16 protein-coding genes are annotated in these 18,898 nt (G+C 73.1%); 7 read left to right on the top strand and 9 right to left on the bottom strand.

Translation table 11 applies throughout. From position 1 onward, the window contains the following. Positions 1–3 precede the first annotated feature (3 nt). From FHY03_RS18315 to FHY03_RS18325, 3 genes are read right to left on the bottom strand one after another with little or no spacing between them, the layout of a single operon-like run. Positions 4–2,424: an FtsX-like permease family protein gene (locus FHY03_RS18315; RefSeq protein WP_183931964.1), complete on the bottom strand. Its 2,421-nt coding sequence runs from the start codon at positions 2,422–2,424 to the stop codon at positions 4–6. Positions 2,425–2,433: 9 nt separating this feature from the next. Beyond that, positions 2,434–3,117 carry an ABC transporter ATP-binding protein gene (locus tag FHY03_RS18320; RefSeq protein WP_183931965.1) on the bottom strand — a complete coding sequence of 228 codons (684 nt, stop codon included), beginning with the start codon at positions 3,115–3,117 and terminating at the stop codon, positions 2,434–2,436. Positions 3,118–3,130: 13 nt separating this feature from the next. Further along, positions 3,131–4,447, bottom strand: a complete 1,317-nt coding sequence (locus tag FHY03_RS18325) for an efflux RND transporter periplasmic adaptor subunit (RefSeq protein WP_260159404.1) — start codon at positions 4,445–4,447, stop codon at positions 3,131–3,133. Between the two features lie 149 nt (positions 4,448–4,596). On the opposite strand from FHY03_RS18325, the gene FHY03_RS18330 reads away from it, so the two are divergent. Further along, positions 4,597–5,790 carry a response regulator gene (locus tag FHY03_RS18330; RefSeq protein WP_311722291.1) on the top strand — a complete coding sequence of 398 codons (1,194 nt, stop codon included), beginning with the start codon at positions 4,597–4,599 and terminating at the stop codon, positions 5,788–5,790. Continuing rightward, positions 5,780–6,901 (top strand): PAS domain-containing sensor histidine kinase, encoded by a 1,122-nt coding sequence (locus FHY03_RS18335; protein ID WP_183931967.1) that lies wholly within the window; start codon positions 5,780–5,782, stop codon positions 6,899–6,901. The genes FHY03_RS18330 and FHY03_RS18335 overlap by 11 nt, the downstream gene beginning before the upstream one ends. Positions 6,902–7,007: 106 nt before the next feature. Here FHY03_RS18335 and FHY03_RS18340 read toward each other — a convergent pair whose 3' ends face one another. Beyond that, complete coding sequence (locus FHY03_RS18340) at positions 7,008–7,334, bottom strand: multidrug efflux SMR transporter (RefSeq protein ID WP_183931968.1); 327 nt, start codon at positions 7,332–7,334, stop codon at positions 7,008–7,010. 377 nt (positions 7,335–7,711) lie between these two features. On the opposite strand from FHY03_RS18340, the gene FHY03_RS18345 reads away from it, so the two are divergent. Both FHY03_RS18345 and FHY03_RS18350 read left to right on the top strand, forming a co-directional pair. Then, positions 7,712–7,849 (top strand): hypothetical protein, encoded by a 138-nt coding sequence (locus FHY03_RS18345; RefSeq protein ID WP_183931969.1) that lies wholly within the window; start codon positions 7,712–7,714, stop codon positions 7,847–7,849. Between the two features lie 520 nt (positions 7,850–8,369). Then, positions 8,370–8,657 (top strand): WGR domain-containing protein, encoded by a 288-nt coding sequence (locus FHY03_RS18350; protein WP_183931970.1) that lies wholly within the window; start codon positions 8,370–8,372, stop codon positions 8,655–8,657. Between the two features lie 372 nt (positions 8,658–9,029). Here the strand turns inward: FHY03_RS18350 and FHY03_RS18355 are convergent, their stop codons facing one another. From FHY03_RS18355 to FHY03_RS18365, 3 genes are all read right to left on the bottom strand, one after another. Beyond that, positions 9,030–10,292, bottom strand: coding sequence for a replication initiator protein A (locus FHY03_RS18355; protein ID WP_183931971.1), 1,263 nt, complete (start codon positions 10,290–10,292; stop codon positions 9,030–9,032). Positions 10,293–10,602: 310 nt separating this feature from the next. Then, positions 10,603–11,652, bottom strand: a complete 1,050-nt coding sequence (locus FHY03_RS18360; RefSeq protein ID WP_183931972.1) for a ParB/RepB/Spo0J family partition protein — start codon at positions 11,650–11,652, stop codon at positions 10,603–10,605. Positions 11,653–11,723: 71 nt separating this feature from the next. Then, on the bottom strand, positions 11,724–12,923 hold the full coding sequence (locus FHY03_RS18365; protein WP_183931973.1) for an AAA family ATPase: 1,200 nt from the start codon (positions 12,921–12,923) through the stop codon (positions 11,724–11,726). Positions 12,924–13,211: 288 nt separating this feature from the next. Between FHY03_RS18365 and FHY03_RS18370 the strand changes: the two genes are divergently transcribed. Further along, the gene (locus FHY03_RS18370) at positions 13,212–14,393 is read left to right on the top strand and encodes an AAA family ATPase (protein ID WP_183931974.1); all 1,182 of its coding nucleotides are present in this window, start codon (positions 13,212–13,214) and stop codon (positions 14,391–14,393) included. On the opposite strand, the gene FHY03_RS18375 is transcribed toward FHY03_RS18370, so the two are convergent. Further along, positions 14,390–15,748 (bottom strand): capsule biosynthesis protein, encoded by a 1,359-nt coding sequence (locus FHY03_RS18375; protein WP_183931975.1) that lies wholly within the window; start codon positions 15,746–15,748, stop codon positions 14,390–14,392. The two genes, FHY03_RS18370 and FHY03_RS18375, sit on opposite strands and share 4 nt — an antisense overlap. Before the next feature lie 126 nt (positions 15,749–15,874). On the opposite strand from FHY03_RS18375, the gene FHY03_RS18380 reads away from it, so the two are divergent. Continuing rightward, entirely contained in the window at positions 15,875–17,326 is a 1,452-nt protein-coding gene (locus FHY03_RS18380; protein WP_311722296.1) for an LTA synthase family protein, read from the top strand. On the opposite strand, the gene FHY03_RS18385 is transcribed toward FHY03_RS18380, so the two are convergent. Then, positions 17,323–18,126 carry an SDR family oxidoreductase gene (locus FHY03_RS18385; RefSeq protein ID WP_260159405.1) on the bottom strand — a complete coding sequence of 268 codons (804 nt, stop codon included), beginning with the start codon at positions 18,124–18,126 and terminating at the stop codon, positions 17,323–17,325. The genes FHY03_RS18380 and FHY03_RS18385 overlap by 4 nt on opposite strands. A gap of 92 nt (positions 18,127–18,218) precedes the next feature. Between FHY03_RS18385 and FHY03_RS18390 the strand changes: the two genes are divergently transcribed. Beyond that, complete coding sequence (locus FHY03_RS18390; protein ID WP_183931977.1) at positions 18,219–18,893, top strand: sterol desaturase family protein; 675 nt, start codon at positions 18,219–18,221, stop codon at positions 18,891–18,893. Positions 18,894–18,898: the final 5 nt, after the last annotated feature.

The raw sequence follows: 18,898 nt of genomic DNA on the forward strand, positions 1-18,898 counted from the left end.
GGATCAGTCGTGGCGCAGCGCCCAGCCGGGCGGCGACCGGCTCGCCCGCAGCGACTGCGCCGCGACCGCGAGCAGCGCGACCGCGAGGGCGAGTGCGCCCGCCGCCACGAAGTAGAGCGGCGACAGCGCGACGCGATCGGCGAACCCGGCGAGCCAGCGGCGCAGCGCGACATAGGCGAGCGGCCAGGCGAGCAGGTTGGCGAGCAGCACCGGGCGCAGGAACTGGCCGATCAGCAGCCGCGCCACGTCGCCGCTCGCCGCGCCCAGCACCTTGCGCACGCCGATCTCGCGCACGCGCCGCGCCGCGGTGAAGGCGGCCAGGCCCGACAGGCCGACGCAGCCGATCAGCACCGCCAGCACCGCGCCGCCGGCGAACAGCCGCGTCGCCTGCTCGTCCTCGACCTGCAGGTCGGCCACGCGCCGGTCGGCGCGCGCGAGCGCCAGCGGCAGGTCGGGGGCGACGCGCCGCCACGCCGCGCGCACCGCCGCGGTCGCGGCGACCGGGTCGGCCGCGCGCAGCGCCACGATCGGGGTCGGCGGCAGCGACCGATAATAAGCGTAATAGGTCGCGCTCTCGGGCGACCGCGGCGAGAAGAAGCGCAGCCGGTCGATCACGCCGACGATGGTGAAGCGCCCGTCGCCCACCGTCCGGCCCACCGCCGCCGCGGGGCTGGCGAAGCCGAGCGCTTCGACCGCGGCGCGGTTGATGACGATGTTGCGTCCCTGCGCCCAGCGCGTCCAGTCGGTCGAGTCGTCGGCGCCGTGCGCGTCGTCCAGCAACCGCCCGGCGAGCAGGCGCGGCGCATAGGCAGCGAAGAAGCCGGGCCCGACGCTGACCGCCAGCGTGGTCGCGCCGGGGCCGGGCCGGCCGCGCAGCGGGATCGCGTCCACGCTGGCCGCGCCCGCGTCACCGGGGCCGACCGAGCCGACCCCGACCGCGGTGATCCCCGAAACGCGGCGCAGCGCCGCCAGCACCGCGGCGGCGCGCTCGGCCGAAACGCCCTTCTCCGCCAGCGAGGTGACGATCAGCAGGCCGTCGCGGTGATAGCCGAGATCGGCGGCGCGCAGATGCGCGGTCTGTGCCGCCAGCACGAGCGTGCCGGCCACCAGCGCGATCGCGGCGGTGAACTGCACCGCGACCAGCGCCTCGCGCAGGCGAGTCCCGCCGCGACCGCCGCCCGGCGCGCGCGTCCCGGACAAGGCCCGCGCGGCAGGGTGGCGCGCCATCAGCACGGCCGGGTACAGGCCCGCGCCGAACCCCACCCCCAAGGCGAGGGCCGCCAGGCCGGGCACGACCAGCGCATAGGGGATGGTGAGCGCGGTGCCGCCCGCGGCATTGACGAAGGACAGCGCCAGCTCGGCCAGGATCAGGCCGAGCAGCGCCGCGGCCGCGGCCGTCGCCACCGCCTCGCCGAGGAACTGGCGCAGCAGCGCGGCGCGGTCGGCGCCCAGCACCTTGCGCATCGCCACCTCGCGCGCGCGCAGATGGGCGCGGGCGGTGGCGAGGTTCACGTAATTGACGATCGCGACCAGCAGCGCGAGCACGCCGACGCTGCCGAGCGCGATCACGGTCAGCCGCCGTCCCGCGCTCTGCGGGCCGCTCGGCTGAAGGTGCGCGCGCGCGAGCGGCAGCAGCGGCAGGGCGATCACCGCCGCCGGATCCGGGCCGAGGTCGCGCCCCGCGCGCCGGCGCACGAAGGCGGGGAGCGCGGCGGCGTAACGATGCGCCGCGGCGGCGTCGGGAAAGCGGAGGTAGGTCTCCACCCCCGCGCTGCCCCAGCGATACCACATCCACTCGGCCGGGGGCGGAGTCGCCGGCAGCGGCAGGAGGATGGCGAAGCGCAGGTCGGTGTTCGCCGGCAGGTCCTCGAACACGCCGCCCACGCGATAGGGCGCGGGGGCATCGACGGCGACGGTCAGCGTCTGCCCGATCGGATCGGCGGTGCCGAAGTAGCGGCGCGCCGCGGCGCGGCTGATGAGCGCGGCTCCGGGATCGGCGAGCGCCCGGCGCGCGTCGCCGCGCAGCATCGGGAGCGCGAACACGTCGGGGAAGCTGGCGTCCACCTGCGCGACGTCGTCGCGCACCGCGCGATCGCCGCGCAGCACGCTGCCGCCCCCCCGGCCGCCGCGGATCCGCGTGCCGAGGGTCCCCGGGAAATCGGCGCGCAGCTGTTCGAGCAATCCCGCCATGGTGCCGGGATAGGCGCCGTTGAGCGGGCTGCCCGCGACGCGCAGCTCGGTCTGGACGCGGTAGATCTCGCGATAGTGCGGCAGCCAGCGCTCGAAGCTGGTCTCGAAACGGACGAAGAGCGCCAGCACCAGGAAGACGGCGATGCCCAGGGCCAGTCCGCCGACGTTGACCAACGCGTAGACTCGCTGGCGCGTCAACGCGCGATAGAGGTGCAGCCAGGCGTAGCGGTCCACGTGCCGCGCTCAGATCGCGCGCATGGCGCTGGCGACGATGCGGCCGTCGAGCATGTCGATGCGGCGCCGCGCCAGATCGGCGTGGCTGGGCGAGTGGGTCACCATCACGATGGTCGCGCCCGCGGCGTTGAGCCCGGCGAGGATGTCCATCACCTGCTCGCCATTGGCGGTGTCGAGGTTGCCGGTGGGCTCGTCGGCGAGGATCAGCCTGGGATCGCCGACGATCGCGCGCGCGATCGCGGCGCGCTGCTGCTGCCCGCCCGAGAGCTGGTGCGGGAAGTGGCGCGCGCGGTGCGCGATGCCGACCTGGTCCATCGCCGCGGCGACACGGTCGCGCCGGTCCCGCGTCGCGCGGTCGCGGCGATAGGCGAGCCCGAGCGCGACATTCTCCTCGATCGTCAGCTCGTCGATCAGGTTGAAGCTCTGGAACACGAAGCCGAGCGTCGCGGCGCGGAAGCGCGCGAGCGCCTTCTCGGGCAGCGCGGCGAGATCGTCGCCGTCGAGCAGATAGCGGCCGGCGCTGGGCCGGTCGACCGTGCCGAGCGTGTTGAGCAACGTCGACTTGCCGCAGCCCGACGGGCCCATGATCGCGACGAACTCGCCCGCCTCGACGTGCAGATCGATGTCGGCGAGCGCGGTGGTCTCGACCTCGTCGGAGACGTAGCGGCGCTGGATGTGCTCGAGCCGGATCACGGAAGGTCCTCTGCTAACGAAGGTTGATGACGTCACCGCGGATCGCGGCGGTGTTGCCGAGCACGAGGCGCTCGCCCGGCGCGAGCCCGGCGAGGATCTCGACCTGCTCGGGGTTGCGCCGCCCGACCCGGATCGCGCGGCGGCGCGCGTGGCGCCCATCGGGATCGAGCACGAACGCGGCACCGCCGCCACCCGACTCGAGCCAGCCGCCGACCGGGGCGACCGAAGCGGGCGCGGTGCTGCCGAGCGTGATGCGCGCGTCAAGCGTCTGGCCGCGGCGCAGGTCGGCGGGTGCGCGGTCGAACGCCAGCTCGACGCGGAAGCGCCCGTCCTTGACCGCGGGCAACACCTTGGCGACGGTCAGCGCGGCACCGCCCGCGGCGGCGCGCTGGCCGGCGACGACGCGGCCGAGATAATATTCGTCGACGTCGGCCTCGAGCTTCCACGATCCCTCGCTGTCGACCTGCCCGGCGGGATCCCCGGGCCTGAGCGTCTGCCCGGGCTGGAGCGTGAAGTTGGTCAGCCGCCCAGCCGCCGGCGCGCGCACCACCAGCGTGTCGAGACCGGCGCGCACCGCGGCCAGGTTGCGCTCGAGCCGCGTCCGCGTGTCGTCGAGACGTGCCCCCTGCGTCGCGGTGATGCGCGCCTCCGCGCTGCCGCCGCGCTGGAGCTGGGCAAGTCGCTCGCGCTGATAGGCCACTTCCTCGGCGTAGCTGCGCAGCCCCGCGTCGGCGAGCAGGCCTTGGTCGTGCAGCTGGCGGCGCTTGTCGAACTCGCGCTCGGCCTTGAGCAGGTCGTAGCGTGCCTGCGCGACCTGCGCCGAACGGTCGAGCCGATTGCGCTCGATCCCCAGGTCCTCGCCGGCGAGCGAGCCGAGCTGGCCCGCGATCTGCGCCTCGCGCGTCAGCACGTCGAGCTGGAGCGTGGAGTTGGCGAGCGTCGCCAGCGGCTGCCCTGCGGCGACCAGCATGCCGTCCTGAACCAGCAGTCGCTCGACCTGCCCGCCCGAGAGCACGCCGACCAGGGTAGTGACGCGCGGCGCCACGGTGGCGCGGACCGGAAGATAGTCGGCGAACGGCGCCCGCATGACGGCGCCGATCTCGGTCTCCGCGACAACCATGTCGGTCGAGCCGCTGGCCGGCAGCGCGCGCCACAGCAGCAGCGCGAGCAGCGCCAGCACCGCCGCGGCGAGTGCGCCACGCCGCCGCCACCAGACGCGCGGCGCACGCTCGAGCCGCCGGTCCATCGCCGCTCCCTGCGGTGCCTTCGTCGGCGCGCCCGATGCCACCTTTGTCGCCGCCATTGCGCCCACCGCCTGATCGGTCATCATGGCGCCAGTGTCACCGATCGGGCGCCCCAAGGGAAATGATGGCGGAACAGTGGGTTAGCAGCAGGGAACCGGAGCAGGCGGACGGCGTCGCGGACGATCCGTCCGGATCCGGACAGGGCGCGGGCGAGTCAAGCCGCCGCACGATCCTGGTGATCGAGGACCAGGAGGCGGTGGCGCGCGCGCTCACGATCGCGCTCAGGCTCGCCGGACACCGGGTCGAGGTCGCGCCGGCGCCGATCGAGGCCTATTCGCTGCTGGCGCGGCGTCGCTTCGACGCGATCCTGCTCGACCTCAACTTCGCGCCGGGCGAGACCGACGGCGCCGCCGGACTCGCCTGCCTGTCGCGGCTGCTCGCCGACGATCCCGCCGCCTGCGTCCTGGTGATCACCGCGCACAGCGGCGTGCGGATCGCGGTCGAGGCGATGCGGGCCGGCGCGCGCGACTTCGTGATGAAGCCGTGGCGCAACGCCGAGCTCGCCGCCAAGGTGGAGCAAGCGATCGCACGGGCACCGGGGGCACCCGCTGTCGCGGCGCCCGGACGCGCATTCACCGCGCCACCCGAGGAGACGCCACGCCTGCTCGGCGAGAGCGCGGCGATGCGCGAGCTGCGCGCGGTGATCGCGCGCGTCGCGCCGACACGCGCCGGTGTCACCCTCTTCGGCCCGAGCGGCAGCGGTCGCACGCTCGCCGCGCGCGCGCTCCACGCCCGCTCGGGCGATCCGGCGCCGGCCGGGCTCGTGGACCTGCGCGATCCGACAGCCTGGGAGCGTCTCGGCACCTCGGCCAGCGTCATCCTGCGCCACGCCGACCGGCTCGATGCGGTGGCGCAGGCGCGTCTGCTGGAGCGGCTCGGATCCGGGCCGCGCTGCCTGGCGGTGGTCGACCGGCCGGACGCGCTGACCCCGGCGCTGCGCCGGCGCCTCGCCACGGTGGAGCTGGCGATGCCCCCGCTGGCGGCGCGGGGCGACGACGCGGTGCTGCTGGCGCGCCATTTCGTCCAGGCCGCGGCGGAGCGTTTCGGCCGCGCGCCGGTGGCGCTGAGCGCCGCGGCCGAGCAGCTGGTGCGCGAGACGCGCTGGCCCGACGAGGTGCGCGGGCTCGCGCTCGTCGTGGAACGCGCGGTGCTGCTCGCCGAGGGGCCGGTGATCGATCACGCCGCGCTCGCGCCGGCCGGCCCCCCGGGCCTAACTGTCGCCCCGCCCTCCGCCGATCTCGCCGCGACCGAGCGCGCCGTGATCGCGGCCGCGTTGCGCGCAGCCCGCCACAACGTCACCCACGCCGCGGCGGCGCTGGGGCTCAGCCGCGCCGCGCTGTACCGGCGGATGGCGCGGCATGGGCTCTAGCGCGGGCGCGCGCGCGCTGCTGGCGGGGGCGCTGCTGTGCGGCTGCGGCGCGACGGCGGCCCTGGCGGCGCAACGCGGCCTCTGGGCCTCGCTCACGGGCGCGCTGCTGGTGGCGGCGTGGCAGCTCGCGCTGCTCCGGGCAGAGATGGGCAGGACGCGCGCGGTAGCGCCGTCGATCGCCGCCGGACCGGCCGGATCGACGCTGCCGCCGCTGCTGCTCGACGCCGCGCCGACGCCGCTGCTCGAGATCGAGCCGGGTGGCGCCCGCGCGCTCAACCGCGCCGCGCGCCGGCTGTTCGCCACCGACGCCCGCGTGCTGCCACCGCCCGCCGCGCTGCTGGACGCGACCGCGACCCATCTCCTCCACGAGAACAGGGCGTGGCGGATCGACCGCGTCGCGGTGTCCCCGACCCGAGCGGTCGCCGCGCTGATCGACGTGGAGCAGGAGGAGCGGGCCGCGGAGGCGCGCGCGGGCGCCGAGATGATCCACGTGCTCGGCCATGAACTGCTCAACGGCCTGGCCCCGATCGCCTCGCTGGCGGAGAGCGGCGTCGCGGCGCTGCGCGCGCCGGCCGCCGACCCGATGTTGCTGGCTGACATCCTCGCCACGCTGGCGCGGCGCGCCGAGGCGCTGCAGCGCTTCGCCGAGAGCTACCACGCGCTCGCGCGCCTGCCCGCGCCGGTGCGCACCGACACCGATCTGGCCGCGCTCGCGCGCGACCTCGCGCGGCTCTTCGCCGGGCGCTGGCCCGAGGTGCCGCTCACGCTCGCGACCGCGTTCGACGCGCGCGCGTCGGTCGACCCCGATCAGCTCAGCCAGGCCATCTGGGCGCTGCTCCAGAACGCCGCCGAGGCCGCGCGCGCGGCCGACGCGCCGCAGGTGACGCTGCGGGTCGTACGAGCGGCGGCCGCGACCATTGTCGAGGTCAGCGACAGCGGGGCGGGCGTCCCGCCCGGCGACACGGCGCGGATCTTTCGCCCGTTCTACAGCAGCAAGGTCGGCGGCAGTGGCGTGGGCCTGAGTCTCGCGCGCCAGGTCGCGTTCACGCATGGAGGCACGCTGACGCTGGTGGAGTCCGCGCCCACCACGTTCCGATTGACGTTGCCCTGACGCGACCGCGTGCGCGGCGGCGCCGTGCCGACCCTGTCGCGAGTCCGGCTCCACCCGTGCCGCCCTCGACGGTCGCCGCCCATCCCGGCCCCGGCCGGCCCGACGCTCAGTGCCGCGCGCCCGAGAACAGGTTGATCACGAGCGTGCCCGCCAGGATCAGCGCGATGCCGAGCAGCGCCGCCGCGTCTAGCCGCTGGCGATACACCAGGAGCCCGACGAGCGAGATCACCACGATACCGATGCCCGACCAGATGGCATAAGCAATGCCCATCGGGATGCCCCGCAGCGCGACCGACAGGCAGTAGAAGGCGGCGACATAGCCCAGGACCACGACGACGGAGGGGAGCGGGCGCGTGAATCCGGCCGCCGCCTTCAGCGCGGAGGTGGCGACGATCTCGAACCCGATCGCGCCCGCGAGATAGAACCAGTGCATGCGACGCTATCGGCCCGACCGACGACCGCGATCAAGCGTGGGTTCCCGCGAGCGGGCGCCGCTACCTCCCGAAGCGCCCCGCTCACCGTATCCACTTGCCATAGACGTCCTGCACTTCCACCGGCCAAGGTTCAGCGCGCGGACCTCCGCCTCGATCTTGCGCAGGTCGCCGGCGATCGACTAGACGAAATCGTCCGGCGTGAGGGCGGCCTGCGCCACCTGCCGGGTCTCCTCGAGGGAAATGCTGCGCACCATCGCCGCAGGGTGGTCGCGTAATCGAGCAGTATGCCGCGGTTGTCGGCATCCAGCATGAAGGTCAGATAGGCTCGGTGGGAGTCGAGCGCGCTCTCCAGGCGAAGGGTAGGCTGGCACCGAGGATGTGGCGACTGCCCACGCTGACCGCGAACGGGCACCCGGTGCCAGCGGAGGTTCAGATCGACATGAAGCCGTTTGACGCCTCGCGCTACGGCATCAGGGGGCGCGTGCTCTACGTGGAGGCGCGCGTGCAGTTCTGAGCGCGTCGCGCGGCGCCGTCCGCCGCGCGCGTGACCCGGGCCCCCTCCCCTGCCCCCGCCCGATCCTCCGCTGGCACGGCGCCAGCCGTCCCGCCGATCGTCTCACTTGCCCGGTGGCACGACGGCGGGGCACCGGTGCCGGTGATGACGTGATCGGCGGCGCGTCAGGTGTGGACGCGATGTCGGCTCGGCCCCACGTCTCGCACGACCCCGTCGTTGACGCGGTCGATCATCGGTCCCGCGGCCACCGCTCGCTCGTCCTCGTCGTAAGAGGCTCACGCGCCCGGCAGGATCGTCGGCGTCATCTGGCCGGATCGTATACCTTCCAATCCTGAGTGAGAAGGGGCGGCCCGCCCCACCGCGCCATCTCGGATGCGTGGTGCACAACGAAGAAACCAGGCCTCGCCGTTCCCGTCCCGAAGTGCACCTTCCGCTTGCGATCGATCCGGTGACTTAATCGCAACCGAGTGAGTCAGACAAGTCGTCGGACGGACGTTCGCGCCTACGCTAGCATCGCCGCATGGAGACGCTGCCCTACGACACGCTCGAGCTGGTCGCGGTCGACGATGCCCTTGGGATGCGCCGGCGCTGGTCGGTGACGGCCGCGCGAGACCTGTTCGGGCGGATCGTCGTCGAGACGCATTGGGGGCGGATGGGGACGCGCGGGCGGCGGTTGCGGCGCGACTTCGGCGACGAGCGCGCTGCAGCCCGCTACGTCCGCGCCCTGTTGGCACGGCGTGCGACGGCGACGCGTCGGTTGGGCGTGGCGTACCGGCGTGAACCTCCTGCCCTTCTCTCTTCCACCTGAGCTCAACATCTCACCCGGGTTAGAGGGTTAGATAGGGAGTTAAGAGGTTAAGCCCGCGCCGATGCTGCGTAAGAAGGTGAAATCGCGCGAGTCGCGAGGTCGACGGCGTTCCCGATGTATCGTCGAAACGTTCCTGATGTATCGACGCGTGCGTTCCCGATGTATCGACGGATCGTTCCCGATGTATCGACGGGTGTTCCCGATGTGTCGACGGTTCGGATCAGCGACCTGCTACGCCGCGGAGTTTGAATCAGTTGGTGGCGCGCGGTGCGCGCGCACGTTCAGAGGCAGCGCTCGACCCGTTATGGTGGAAACGAGGGGACGGAGCGAGCCGATACATCGGGAACGCGCGCCCTCTATGCGTGGTGGATCTCAGCGCAGCAGGTGGCGATTCTTGGCGTCGAACCGGCGCACGAAGCCGATGAAGGCGCTCTGGTAGCTCACCGGGGTGCGCGCCGCATCGGCCTCGACCCAGGTGCGGAAGTCGGCGTGGAGCGTCTGATAGTCCCAGCCAGGGCATTCCGCGCGGAGCGTCGCCAGCGTCGCCGCGGTGATCTCGCCGAAGCTGGCACGGGTCGACAGGCTGGTCACGCTGCGGCGGACCAGCGCGCCCACGTCGAGATCAGCGGTCGCGAGCTCGTGCGCCTCCCTCCCCCTGCCCCCGGGCGCGGCGGGCGTGACGGCGCCGATCGGCGATGCTTCAGCCGATGCTGCAGCGGGTGTGGCGGTGGCAGGTGATCGTGGCGCGGCGATCGAAGTCGAGCGCCCCGCATCCTCGGCGCGGCGACGCATACGCAGTGCGGGTTCGCGCTTGCCCTCGCCGGGCTCGATCGCCAGCGCGAAGCCGGGCAGTTCGTCGCGCTCGGCGATCTTGGCGATCTCGAACTTGAAGCGGCGATACTGGCCCTCGGCGCCGGACTTCTCGAACAACGTCGGCAGCGAGATGGCAAAGCCACCCTCCCCTGCCCCGCCGGCATGCTTGCGCGCGACCTTGTAGAGCCAGCGCTCGCGTCCGCCGGTGATGTCAAAATAGGCGCGGTCGATCGACAGCACCCCGCCCGACATCAGCACGCCCTCGTAGAACCAGTTGGACAGCTCGATCGTCATGCCGCGCGAGCGCTCGGTGCGCTCGTCGACCAACTGGGCCCAGCCGTCGAGCCAGCTGAACGTCGCCTCGCGCCGCGACCGTGCGTTGGCCGGCGCGCCCGCGTCGGCGCGGATGTTGGTCTTGACCGTGGTCGCGACGAGGCGGTCGAGCGCCTGGCCGAGCAGCTCATAGGCGCGTCCGGTCGGCTCGCGCCCGATCGCGCGCAGCAGGTCGAACGGCATGACGTGGAGCTTGCGCGGCACGTCGTTCGCCCCGCGCCGCGCCATGTCGGCGAGCATCGAGGCACAGTAGATGAGGATGTCGGCGTCCCAGATCGTGGCCATGCCATATTCGGCGCTGGCCGAGACATGCACCCAGGTCTTGCCGTCGGGGGAGCGATAATCGATCGGCTTGACCCGCTTGGACTTGGCGAGGCTGAAGAACGGGCGCTCCATCATCTCGCGCTGGTCGCGCAGCGGCAGGTCGGCGAGATAGGGGAGGAAGAGCTCGAACTGATCCGACACGGCCTCGCGGCGGGCGCGAGTCATGCCAGCTCTCCGCGGTCGCTTCGGGGAGATGTATGAGAGAAGCAGGGCCCGTGTTTCCCCGGGGAAACACCGCAGCATATGGGATGCGACCAGTAGCCATATCTCAGTGCCGTGTCGTGTTTCCCCCGGGAAACATCGTCAGTGCGACCCATACGGACCATCTTGCCGCCCTGCTTGCCAGATCCGCGTGGGCGACGTTTCTCCGGGGAAACACCACGCATCTCGGATAGCGGCCACCGCTCCGCCCTCGCCGCGGAGTCGCCGGCGCGTTTCCCCGGGGAAACGCCCCGGGCGGCGGGGCGCCGCGGTGTCACGGCCGCAGCCCCCTGCCCTCGTCCTCCAGATGCGCCAGTGCCGCCCGCAGCGCCTCGGCGAGCTCGTCGACGCTGGCGCCCGAGCCCGCATGGAGACGCACCGTGACGCCCTGACGGTTGGCCGACTGGATCGTCAGCGCCGGGCGCCCCGCGGCCCCGTGCCACGTCCAGGGCTCGGCCGGCCCGCTACGCACCAGCGGTGCGGCGAGCAGGCGACGCACCACCTCGGCCGCGCCCCACAAGGTCACCGCCTGCTCGCGGCGGAACGCCTGATCCGCGGCGAGCACGCGCGCCTCGGCGAGGATCGCGGCCGCCGATCGCGGGTCGTCGAGCGCCTGCGCCAGCGCGTAGCCGGGCTTGAGCTGCACCTCGGCCGGGCTGGCGAAGGCGGCGATCACCTCGTCCGGCAGCGTCGCCACCTTGAGCATCTTCGACAGCCAGCCCTTGGAGAGCTTGAGCCGCTCGGCCATGCGCGTCTGGTGGTTGCCGTAATGCGTCGCCAACGCGGCGCGATAGTTGCGCGCACGCTCGAGGTCGGAGACGTCGGCGCGCGCGCGGTTCTCCAGGTCGGCGAGGCGGAAGGCGGCCTCGTCGTCGAGCTGCGCCACCTGCGCCAGGAAGGGCAGATCCGGGTAGCTGTTCGCGCGCAGCCAGCTGATCGACCAGTGGCGCCGCGTCCCCGCGATCACCTCATAGTCGTGCGCGGGATCGCCCTCGACCCGGCGCACCACCGCAGGCACCTTCTGCCCGCCCTCGGCGATGATCGAGTCGATCAGCTCGCGGCAGCTCGCCTCGCTGAGATGCGCGTAGCTGCGCGCGTTGCCGGACCAGACCCGCACGCGCGCGGGATCGAGCAGCAGCTGGGTGACCTGGCGCACCTCGCCGCTCGCCACCCGTGCCAACGCCGACTCGCGCCCCAGCAAAGTGGTTGCGCGCGCGCGCTCGGGCGCGGCCTCGCGGACCGGCGAACGGGAAGGGGAGGGGGCAGGGCCTTCCGCCTCCTCGGCGAGCAGCGCGGCGAGATAGTCGGATTGCTTACGTGCCATGGCGCACCTCCGTCACGGAACATAGGCGGAACGGGGGCATGTAGGACAGCCCCGCTTGGCCCGGAACAGCGTCATGCCGCGGCATGGATCACCGCCTCCTCGCTGGCGGGCTCGACCCGGCCCCAGCCATGGCGGACGAGCTGCTCGACCTGGCGCAGCGCCTCGTCGAGATTGGCGCGGCAGCGCTTGTGCGTCTTGGGCGTGCCGATCGGCCTGTCGAGCTCGTAGATCGTCATCATCCGCATCGCGGCATGGCTGATCTCGGCCGAGTCGAGGATCGGCACCGGCAGCAGCGCGGCGCCGAAGCTCTGCTCCATGATCGCGCGCACCATTGCGTGGCTGGGATCGTTGGCGTCGTATTTGGAGCAGATCAGCCGGACGAACTGATAGTCGACGTCGATCCCCGCGCCGGTGAGCTGGTGAAGCACCTGGTCCATCATCGACAGGAACTGCACCGTCGAGCAGAAATCGGGCGTGGTCGCGGCGAGCGGCACCAGCAGCGCGTTGGCCGCCTGCATCACGGCGAGGCTGATCGTGCCGAGCGCGGGCGGGGGATCGAGCAGCACGATGTCATAGTCGCGCGCGAGGTCAGACAGGCCGCGCTTGAGCTTGCGGAAGCGCGCCGCCAGCACCGAGCCGCCGTCGCTGCCCGCCGCGGCGAGCTCATATTCGACGTCGAACAGCTCCAGGTTGCTCGGGATCAGGTCGACGTTGGGCCAGGGGGTGCGCTTGACCGCGTAATTGAGGTCGGTCTGCGTCGGGTCGATCGACAGATAGGGGTAGAGCGTCTCGTCGCGGGTGACGTTGAAATGCGGGTTGAAGCCGAACAGCGTGGTGGTGGTCGCCTGACTGTCACAGTCGACGACAAGGACGCGATAGCCCTGCACCGCGAGATAGTGCGCGAGGTGGGTGGTGACGGTCGACTTGCCGACACCGCCCTTGAAATTCTGCACCGCGACGATCGCTGGCACGTCGAGCGGGGCGCGGGCAGGGGAGGCGCCCAGCACCTCGCGCATGTGGAGCAGCTCGGGGATGGTATAGCCGAGCCGCCGCCCGGTCTCGGAGGCGGGGGCAGGGGGCAGGCGCCCGTCGTCCTCGGCCATGCGGATGCGGTTGGTCGAGCAGCTGAGCAGCTGCGCCGCCTCGGCGATGCCGACGCGCACGTTGAGCCCCTTGCGGCTCTCGGGCAGGAAGGCCTTGCGGCGCAATCGCTCGATCATCCGTTCGCCGGCCTCGGCCAGATCGCCGATCTGGGTAACGACTGAATTCATCGCGTGTGAACCGCCTATGATTGAACCTTATCGGACACTACGGTACATAGGAAGGTGAAGTCGGGCAAGGGGAGTGGCGGGAAGGTGCAGGTGGCCGCGCCCGCTGGCGGTAGACTAGCCCTCCTCTCCGTTAACGGGAGGGTTGGGGGGGCGCTTTCATGAGCGCTGCGCCAGCGGAAGCGCCTCAGCGCAATCCCTTCCCGGACGGGGAGAGGCTCAGCATAGTCCGCAGTTCATACAAAGCTTATCCGAGTTTACAGGATTACGCTAACTCGTCATAACCTCGCTATGGACCCGCGCCGCAACCCCTTCGCCCCCGGCGCCGGCACGCCGCCGCCCGAGCTCGCCGGGCGCGAGCCGCTGCTCGAGCGCAGCCTCGTCGCGCTCGACCGCATCCGCGCCGGGCGGCCGGCGCGCTCGACGATCTTCTACGGGCTGCGCGGCGTCGGCAAGACGGTGCTGCTCGGCGCGGTGCGCGACGCGGTCGAGGCCGAACGCATGCTGGCGGTGACGATCGAGGCGCCCGAGCAGCGCTCGCTCCCCGCACTGCTGGCGCCGTCGCTGCGCGCCGGGCTGCTGAGGCTCGATCGCGGCGCGCGCGCGGGGGAGGGGGTGCGCCGTGCGCTGCGCGCGCTCGCCGGCTTCGCCAAGCTCAAGGTGAAGTACAGCGACTTCGAGGTCGCGCTCGATCTCGAGCCCGAGCCCGGCCTCGCCGATTCGGGCGACCTCGACCTCGACCTCGCCGACCTGATGGTGGCGGTGGGCGAGGCGGCACGCGAGCGCGACAGCGCGCTGGTGCTGATCGTCGACGAGCTCCAATATGTCGCCGAGGACCAGCTCGCCGCGCTGATCAGCGCGCTCCACCGCGCCAACCAGAAGCGCCTGCCGGTGACGCTGGTGGGGGCCGGACTGCCGCAGCTGCTCGGCCAGATGGGACGTGCCAAATCCTATGCCGAGCGACTGTTCGAGTTCGTCGCACTCGGCCCGCTCGACGGCGCCGCCGCGGCCGACGCGATCCGGCTGCCGATCGAGCGCGAGGAAGAGACGATCCAGCCCGAGGCGGTCGCCGCGATCGTCGCCGACACGCAGGGCTATCCCTATTTCCTGCAGGAATGGGGCAAGCACAGCTGGGACGCGGCCGACGCGTCGCCGATCACCGCGGCCGACGTCGCCGCGGCGCGCGCGGCGGCGCTGGCCGAGCTCGACGCCAGCTTCTTCCGCGTCCGCTTCGACCGGCTCACCCCGGCGGAGAAGCGCTACCTGCGCGCAATGGCGACGCTGGGGCCGGGGCCGCACCGCTCGGGCGACGTGGCGGAGGCGCTGGGCGTCAAGGTCTCCTCGGTGGCGCCGACGCGCAACAGCCTGATCGCCAAGGGCATGCTTTACAGCCCCGCGCATGGCGACACCGCCTTCACGGTGCCGCTGTTCGATCAGTTCATGCGCCGCGTGATGCCGGGGGAGGGGAGCTAGCCCGCGGCGGAGCGGTTCGTCCGCGAGGTCGCGCGCGGCAGCGGCGTCGGTGCGGCCGGCGTGGCGGGCTCGGCCAGCCCGAGCGGGCTCGCCGCCTCGAACCGCGCGACCACGCCCTGCGTCACCGCGTCGAGCGCGGCGTCGGAGAAGAAGCCGCCCGGCACCAGGCAGCGATCGATCAGCACGCGGCGGAAGGCGGCGAACACCGCCGGATCGGGCGCGACGGGATCGCGCCAGAACGCGTCCAGCCCGCGCTGATCGGTGATCCCGGCGATGTCATAGACCGCCTGGCCGAGCGCGATCACGGGCACCCCGGCGGCGAGCGCGAGCGTGCCGCTGGTGCTGTTGATCGTGACCATGCCGCGCGCGGCATGCGCCACCGGCACGATGTCGCCGCTCTCCATATAGTCGATCCGCTCGGCCACGCCGTGCCGCGCCGCGAGCGCCGCCGCCTCGCCGCACCAGTCGCGCACGCCGTTGTCGAGCGGATGCTCCTTGATCACGAGGCGCAGCTCGGGCGGCGCGTGGCGCGCGAACGACTCGATCACCAGCCGCAGCGCGTCCGAGATCCCGGCGAAATCCGAGTGGAGCCGGATCTGCGCGTCGGAGTCGAGCTGGAGCGGGAACAACACGTAGGGCTCGCCGCGGCCGAGCAGCCGCTCGACCAGCAGGCGCGACCGTTCCGCCGCCTGGCGGCGCCGGCGCAGCCGTCGGATCCAGCCCGCCGCCTCGACCAGCGGGTGCCACGGGCGATGGTTCTCCCAGTGCGGGTAGTACCAGCGCGTGAAGACGTCCGCGCTGTTGTACACCACCGCCTCGGCGGCGCGGCGCCGGAACGAGGAGGGGACCTGGCGATGCTCGGGCGCGGGCGGCAGGCGCGCCGCTTCGGCGAGGTACCAGGCCGGGTCGCGCGGCAGGCTGGAATGGCCGTTCACCCCGCCCGGCTCGAACGTCACCCAGTCGGGGCGGATATAGCCTTCCTCGAAGACGTGGACGGGCACGTGCAGCGCGCGGCAGGTGGCGATCGCGGCGATGTGGAGCGGGCGGCAGTCGCCGAAAAGGATCACGTCGGTGATGCCGCGCTCGCGGATCAGCGCGGCCAGCGCGTCGGGCCAGTCCGCCGGCGCGCCGCGATAGTCGATCCCGCCCGGCAGCCGCCAGAACAGTCGGTCGCCGCCGTTGAAATGGACCTTGTGCACGCCGTAGCCGCGCCGCCGCAGCGCCTGGCCGACGCGGCGGAACAGCGGCCCCATCAGCCCCTGGAGCAGCAGGATCTCGCGCCGCTGCGGCAGCGGCGTCGCACCGGGTGCCGCGATCTTCGGCAGCGCGTCCGGGATGAGCGGCAGGTCAGTCATCGCGCCGCGATACAGCGGTTCGCGCGCCGAGGCGACATGACAATCGCGTCTCGTCGACCTATAGCGCCGCCCGGTCGCGTGCCGCCGGGCCGCCGCCTCATCCTCGAGCGAGTGCGCGGCCGAAGCGTGACGATCCCCGTCCTGTCCTATCTCCTGCTGCTGCTCGCCGCGGTCGCGCTCGACGCGACGGTGCGGCCGCGCGCGCGGCGGCTGGGGCGCAGCGGACGGGGCAGCGCGGTGCTGCTGGTGGTGGCGACGATCGTCTTCGGGCTGGGCCTCGCCGTGACGGGCAACGCGCCCGCGGCGGCGCTGCTCGCGGCGGCGCTGCTGGCGGTGTTCGCGATCGCGTCCAACGCCAAGCGCGCGGTGCTGGGCGAGCCGCTGCTCTTCTCCGACCTCGCGCTGATCGGCGCGATGGTGCGCCACCCCGGCTTCTACCTGACCGCGCTGTCGCCGGCGCAGCGCGCGCTGGGCGTGCTGGGGGCGCTGGCGCTGCCCGCGGCCCTGGCGTGGCTGTTCGTGCCGCGGGTCACGCCGCACCTCGCCGGAGCGGCGATCGCCGCGGTCGCGCTGGCGGCGCTCATGCTGCTGCTGCGCCGGCCGTCGCTCGCCGCGCTGGCGCGCGTGCCCGACGCGGAGGGCGATCTCACGCGCCACGGGCTGGTGGCGACGCTGCTGCTCTACTGGCGGCGCTGGCGCGCGCAGTCCGACCCGCCCGCGCTGCCGCCCGACCGCGATCCCGGTCCGGCGCCCAGCCCCGAGCTGGTGATCGTCGTCCAGTGCGAGTCCTTCGCCGACCCGGTCGCGCTCGCGGGCGCCGCGCCGCTCCCCGGGCTGACGCGCGCGCGCGCGGCGGCGTGGCAATGGGGCGAGCTCCACGTCAGCGGCTTCGGCGCCTATACGATGCGGACCGAATATGGCGTGCTGTTCGGGCGCGACGAGGCGGCGCTGGGCTTCCGCCGCTACGATCCCTTCCTCACCGCGCGCGGCGAGGCGAGCTACGCGCTGTCGGCGCGGCTGCGCGGGCGCGGCTATCGCACCCTGTTCGTCCACCCGCACGACCTGCGCTTCTACGGGCGCGACCGGCTGATGCCCGCGGTCGGCTTCGAGCGGCTGGTGGGCGAGGAGGCGTTCGCCGCGGCCGCTCCGGGCACCGGGCGCTACGTCGACGACCGGACGCTCGGCGCGGCGCTGGGCGCGCTCGCCGACGCCGCGACCGCGCCGACCTTCGTCTACGCGGTGACGATGGAGAATCACGGGCCATGGGGGAAGGAGCGGGTCGCGGGCTCGCCCGGCGGGCTCGACGCCTATCTGCACCACCTGCGCGGCAGCGACGCGATGCTGGGCGAGCTGATCGACCATCTCGAGCGCGCCGGCCGCCGCGCGGTGCTGGTGTTCTTCGGCGACCATCGCCCGAGCATCCCCGGCGCGATCGCGCCCGGCCCGGAGCGCCACACGCCCTATGTGATCCTTCGCCTCGGCGATGGCACGGGGGAGGGGGGCGAGCCCGGCCGCCGCGTCGATCTCACCCCGGCGGGGCTGCATCACGCCATCCTGGCCGCGGTCGCAGAGCCCTAAGGCGCGTCGGCCTGGTGGGGCGCCAGCGCGCGCAGCAGGCGGTCGCGCGCGCGGCGCGGGAGCAGGCGATCCACCCAGCGCAGTGCCGCGAAGAACCGCGGCAGCGTTAGTCGCGGCTGCCCGCGCTCGCACGCGCGCGCGATACGCGCCGCGACCCATTCGGGGCGCCGCGTCAGCCACGCCGGCGCGGGGACGAGCCGGCCCCCGGGCGTGTCGAACGGGCCCGGCTCGACCAGCAGCACACGCACGCCGCGTGGCGCGACCGCGACCCGCAGCGCATCGGCGAGCCGCGCCAGCCCCGCCTTCGAGCCCGCATAGGCCGCGGCGAAGGGCAAAGAGTGCGCCGCCGCGGCCGAGCCGATCAGCACGATGTCGCCGCGCCCGCGCGCGGCCATGCGCTCGGCCAGCTCGGCCGCCATCGCGCCGGGGGTGACGAAATTGACCAGCCCGAGCCGCACCACCGCCACGGCCTCCTCCACGGTGCGCCCGCGGCCGCGCACGTCGCCGAGCCCCGCCGCGAGGATCGCCAAGTCGATCGCGCCCCCGGCCTCCTCCGCGGCGAGCGCGGCGAGCGCGGCGGCGCTGTCGGCGAGGTCGAGCGAGCGGACCTGCGCGGTCGCGCCGGCGCGCCGACAGTCCGCGGCGACCGCCTCGAGCCGCGCCGGATCGCGCGCCCACAGCAGCAGCGTGCGGCCGGGCGCGGCATGGTGACGCGCCAGCGCCGCGCCCAGCCCGCTCGACGCGCCGGTGACGAGGATGCGGCGACGTCGCCCTGCGGCTTGATCGGGATCAGTCATCATGCTGGTACGCTGTGGTATAACTGCACCGGTTCGGCGGTTCTCGCTGCACCGCAACTTGACAGACTGGACGCTTACCTGTCCATGGCCGGGCCATGGATGTGAGCCGAGCCAGCCGCAAACCGTCGCGGCGCGTCAGCGCCGGCGCCGGCCACCCGCGCCTGCGGCTCTTCCGGTACGGCTGGATGGAGCGGCTGACGGTCATGCCGCCGCAACTGTTCGTCGCGCTCTGGGCGGTGCTGCTGACGATCGTGTTCTGCGCCAGCCTCGGGCGCGTCGGCGCGGCGGCGTGGGTCGGTCTCGTGCTGGCGGGGCTGCTCACCTGGTCGCTGTTCGAATATGTCATGCACCGCTACCTGTTCCACCTTGCGCTGCCGACCGAGTGGGGGCGCCGTTTCGTCTTCCTGATGCACGGCAACCATCATGACGACCCCGACGACCCGTGGCGCAGCATCATGCCGCCGATCGTCAGCGTGACCTGGTCGGGCGCGATCTGGGCCGCGATGGCGTGGGCGCTGGGCGGGGCGGGCACGGTGCTCTTCCTCGGCTTCATCCTGGGCTATGTCGTCTACGACGCGGTGCATTTCGCCTGCCACCGGCTGCCGGTGCGCGGCCGGCTGATGCGCATGCTGCGGCGCCACCACCTGCGCCACCACCACGGCCGGGAAGAGGGCAATTACGCCATCACCGCGATGTTCTGGGACCATGTCTTCGGCACCTACCTCTCCGCCAAGAAGGCGGCGGGATCGGCACCGCGCGCCGACGCCTAGACCCT

The organism is Sphingomonas sp. BK345 (assembly GCF_014193845.1).
GTDB lineage: Bacteria > Pseudomonadota > Alphaproteobacteria > Sphingomonadales > Sphingomonadaceae > Sphingomonas.

What these genes read in the sequence shown, in the direction of transcription:
- FHY03_RS18360 (WP_183931972.1), bottom strand. Translation starts at nt 11,652, where the DNA reads ATGGCACGTAAGCAATCCGACTATCTCGCCGCGCTGCTCGCCGAGGAG.
- FHY03_RS18345 (WP_183931969.1), top strand. Translation starts at nt 7,712, where the DNA reads ATGTGGCGACTGCCCACGCTGACCGCGAACGGGCACCCGGTGCCAGCG.
- FHY03_RS18340 (WP_183931968.1), bottom strand. Translation starts at nt 7,334, where the DNA reads ATGCACTGGTTCTATCTCGCGGGCGCGATCGGGTTCGAGATCGTCGCC.
- FHY03_RS18350 (WP_183931970.1), top strand. Translation starts at nt 8,370, where the DNA reads ATGGAGACGCTGCCCTACGACACGCTCGAGCTGGTCGCGGTCGACGAT.
- FHY03_RS18335 (WP_183931967.1), top strand. Translation starts at nt 5,780, where the DNA reads ATGGGCTCTAGCGCGGGCGCGCGCGCGCTGCTGGCGGGGGCGCTGCTG.
- FHY03_RS18325 (WP_260159404.1), bottom strand. Translation starts at nt 4,447, where the DNA reads ATGATGACCGATCAGGCGGTGGGCGCAATGGCGGCGACAAAGGTGGCA.
- FHY03_RS18370 (WP_183931974.1), top strand. Translation starts at nt 13,212, where the DNA reads ATGGACCCGCGCCGCAACCCCTTCGCCCCCGGCGCCGGCACGCCGCCG.
- FHY03_RS18355 (WP_183931971.1), bottom strand. Translation starts at nt 10,292, where the DNA reads ATGACTCGCGCCCGCCGCGAGGCCGTGTCGGATCAGTTCGAGCTCTTC.
- FHY03_RS18390 (WP_183931977.1), top strand. Translation starts at nt 18,219, where the DNA reads ATGGATGTGAGCCGAGCCAGCCGCAAACCGTCGCGGCGCGTCAGCGCC.
- FHY03_RS18375 (WP_183931975.1), bottom strand. Translation starts at nt 15,748, where the DNA reads ATGACTGACCTGCCGCTCATCCCGGACGCGCTGCCGAAGATCGCGGCA.
- FHY03_RS18385 (WP_260159405.1), bottom strand. Translation starts at nt 18,126, where the DNA reads ATGATGACTGATCCCGATCAAGCCGCAGGGCGACGTCGCCGCATCCTC.
- FHY03_RS18365 (WP_183931973.1), bottom strand. Translation starts at nt 12,923, where the DNA reads ATGAATTCAGTCGTTACCCAGATCGGCGATCTGGCCGAGGCCGGCGAA.